Below are 3,191 nucleotides of genomic sequence, written 5' to 3'. Positions count from 1 at the left end.
GCGGAATCCGCGCCAAGCTCTTTTTTAAATCATTGGCATACATATCCCGATATTCGGGTGAATGAAGCAAACCATACACATAATAAACAATGTCAGCCTTATCAATATCATAATTGCCTACTACATTGTCATATTTAACGTCAAGAAGCCCTGTCGTATCTTCCAAATTCTTCAAAAAACCTTTACCGGACGTAAGCAACGCATATTCTGGAACGTTATTTGTCATCAAGACAGAGAACTCGGAATTTGTGGACACATACAAAACCTTGTCATTAAGTGACATCGCAGTATCGTAGTTTGACGGACGGTGAATTAAATCTCGTCCATAATACAACCTTTTTCTGGACAGAGGATAGAAATATTTTTATAAGTTTATTAAATAACGAAGGAGCAACTTTAGCTACAAATCTTGCTATTTGTAAATCTACATTTTTTTATTGAAAAATAGATAGTTTATAGTTACAGTTGCAACTGCTTTAGCCGCGATTAAAATACTTTTCTCATTCATTTTAAATAAAGGGCTATGATGGGGATAATTTCCGCCGTCTTCAGGCTGTGCACCAATGTAAAAGAAAGTACTTGGTACAACTTGCCCATAATATGAAAAATCTTCAGAAGGATTTTGTGGTCCTAAATCGACTATATTATTGACTTCTGAAATATTCTGATCTTTTAAGCTGTCAACTACAAAGTGAGTGAGATTTTCTGAATTAAAGAGTACAGGATAGTTATCGTCATAATCTACAATCACTTCAACCCCAAAGGTTACTCCAACGCCTTTAGCAATTTGTTTCACTTGGTCTCGGATGACTTTTCTAGTTGTTTCTTTCATCATCCGAACATCCCCTTTTAACACTACTTTATCTTGTATAGCATTAAAACTTCCTGCTCCATCAAATGATCCAATAGTTACAGTACCCATGTCAAATGGATCTATTCTTCTTGAAATTACTGTTTGGAGTTCAGTTACAAAGTAACTAGCGGCTACTATTGCATCATTACTTAATTGTGGCATAGAAGCGTGACCTCCGTTTCCTTTGATTGTAATGGTGAAATTAGAACGTCCCGTTTGAGTTTCTTTATTATGATAGGCAATGACCCCTGTTTTAATTGTAGTCATCACATGAACCCCGATCATATTATCGACACCGTCAAGAGCTCCTGCTTTAATCATACCTTTGGCACCACCAGGAGATACTTCCTCTGCTGGTTGATGGACAATTCTAACTCTTCCCGGAAGTTCTTGTTTTATTTTTACTAGTTCTCTAGCAAGTACCATCAAATATGCAGTATGTGCATCGTGTCCACAGGCATGCATTACTCCTGGATTGACCGATTTAAAACTTAAATCATTATCTTCAAAAATAGCAAGAGCATCAAAGTCTGCTCTCAACGCAAGAGTTTTTCCGGATTTTCCACCTTCAATATCAACGATGATTCCAAATCCCTTTCCGATAAGTTTTGGTTCACAGTCAAGTTCTTTATAAAAGCCCATAATATACTTAAATGTTTCTTTTTCTTGAAAAGAAATTTCTGGGTATTGATGAAGATGACGCCTAATTTGAATCATTTCATTCTCATATTGTGTTAAGCTAGTCAACAAATTATTAAGTAGTTTCATATGATACCTCTAAACTTTCTACCCGAATTGCTAGTTAATTTCATTGGAAAATAAATAAGTCGTGCTATCCTAATCTTAAACCACTAAGCATTAGAAAGCGCACGACTTATATGACTTATAATAGCACACTTCCAAAAGTTTTTGTTTATTTACTGACAACCATTGAGACGCTTTATCAAACGAGTGTTCCCCTTGAGGTTCAAAACCGAAAAAACGTCCATCTCGCAACATCAGATTGCTTAGTTATCGCTTGTTACCTCTGGGGCGTACTGCATTTTAGTGAAACACTTAAAGCTAAGCACCAATTGGCTCAAAGTTTATTTCCTAATTTCCTAGAATATTCTCGCTTTGTCCGCCGTTGTAATGCCCTCTTACCGAGTATCCAAGTCATTCGCCAAGCACTCGTCTTTAAAGAGGTTGAAGGAATGAGTGTATCCATTATTGACAGCTTCCCCATTCCTTTGTGTCAGCCTATTCGTAACTTCAGAAGCAAAGTTCTTGGAGATTATGCCAATGTTGGCTACAATGCTACAAAGGGACAGTACTTCTATGGATGTAAATGTCATGCTTTAGTCAGTGAATCAGGCTATGTCATAGACTACACAATTACTCCTGCTTCAATGGCTGATAGTTCAATGACCGAGGAAGTGTTGAGTCAATTTGGGACACCAACAGTCCTTGGAGATATGGGATATCTAGGTCAGTCACTGCATGATAGGCTGGAATTAAAAGGAATTGATCTAATTACACCTGTCAGGAAGAACATGAAGCAAAAGAAAATCCTTTTCCCTAATTTTTCAAAACGTAGAAAAGTGATTGAGCGAGTTTTCTCTTTTTTGACAAATCTAGGAGCTGAGCGTTGTAAAAGTCGTTCGCCTCAAGGTTTTCAATTGAAATTAGAGATGATAGTTTTAGCGTATTCTTTACTGTTAAAATCAGCTAAATCACTGGAACCAGAGACTTTAAGATATTCTATCGGGTATCAAGTCATGTCTAAATAATCAACTAGCAATTCGGGTTATATCATAATTAAAAAGAATATTGTTCAAAATTTAGAAAAAAAAGTATATTCTGACTAATCGTGTTTTAAGTTCAGAATATACGTTTTGCTTTTGTTTAAGACACTTTAAAAATAGCATAATATTTATATCAACAACTAAAATCACTTGCAATTTATAAGCGATTTTTTGATTAAAAATATCCTCATACTCTCATAAAGTTGCCATAAAAATCGTTTTTTATTGTTTTTTAAACTTTTGAAAAACTAGAACCGCTTAACCATGCGTTTTTGTCGATTATATGTTTCGGAATAACAAAAATTTTTCCGAAACTTATTATTTCTAGAGTGAAAATCATTAAACTCCCTTTTAAAACTTTTTTCTTTTTTATAATGAGAAATCTCTTTCAGTCAGAAGTAAATTTTACTATGGAGATTTTAAAATTAATGACTGAGATTTTTGATGGAAATATTTATTTAAAACTGAACTCAAAAATTATTTTCAAAAAATATTGTTCATTTTTTGTTTAAATATTTGATTGTAGTCCAATGTCAACGGAAATAAAATACTAG

At 34.3% G+C, this 3,191-nt stretch carries 3 protein-coding genes; 1 reads left to right on the top strand and 2 read right to left on the bottom strand.

Annotation, left to right across the window (positions count from 1 at the left end; genetic code table 11):
- Positions 1-334, bottom strand: a 334-nt coding sequence (locus tag ABZS58_RS51055) for a type ISP restriction/modification enzyme (RefSeq protein ID WP_354792072.1), incomplete at its 3' end; no start/stop codon positions are given.
- A 90-nt stretch (positions 335-424) separates the two neighbouring features.
- Positions 425-1,621 (bottom strand): M20 family metallopeptidase, encoded by a 1,197-nt coding sequence (locus ABZS58_RS51050; protein ID WP_015082999.1) that lies wholly within the window; start codon positions 1,619-1,621, stop codon positions 425-427.
- A gap of 110 nt (positions 1,622-1,731) precedes the next feature.
- Between ABZS58_RS51050 and ABZS58_RS51045 the strand changes: the two genes are divergently transcribed.
- Entirely contained in the window at positions 1,732-2,622 is an 891-nt protein-coding gene (locus ABZS58_RS51045; protein WP_354792070.1) for an IS982-like element ISLll1 family transposase, read from the top strand.
- The last annotated feature ends 569 nt before the right edge of the window (positions 2,623-3,191 follow it).

The organism is Dactylosporangium sp. NPDC005555, from assembly GCF_040605635.1.
Taxonomy (GTDB): Bacteria; Actinomycetota; Actinomycetes; order Mycobacteriales; family Micromonosporaceae; genus Dactylosporangium.
Note: the sequence above shows the minus strand (reverse complement) of the source record. Positions and strands in the feature narration are given on the sequence as shown.

What these genes read in the sequence shown, in the direction of transcription:
- ABZS58_RS51050 (WP_015082999.1), bottom strand. Translation starts at nt 1,621, where the DNA reads ATGAAACTACTTAATAATTTGTTGACTAGCTTAACACAATATGAGAAT.
- ABZS58_RS51045 (WP_354792070.1), top strand. Translation starts at nt 1,732, where the DNA reads ATGACTTATAATAGCACACTTCCAAAAGTTTTTGTTTATTTACTGACA.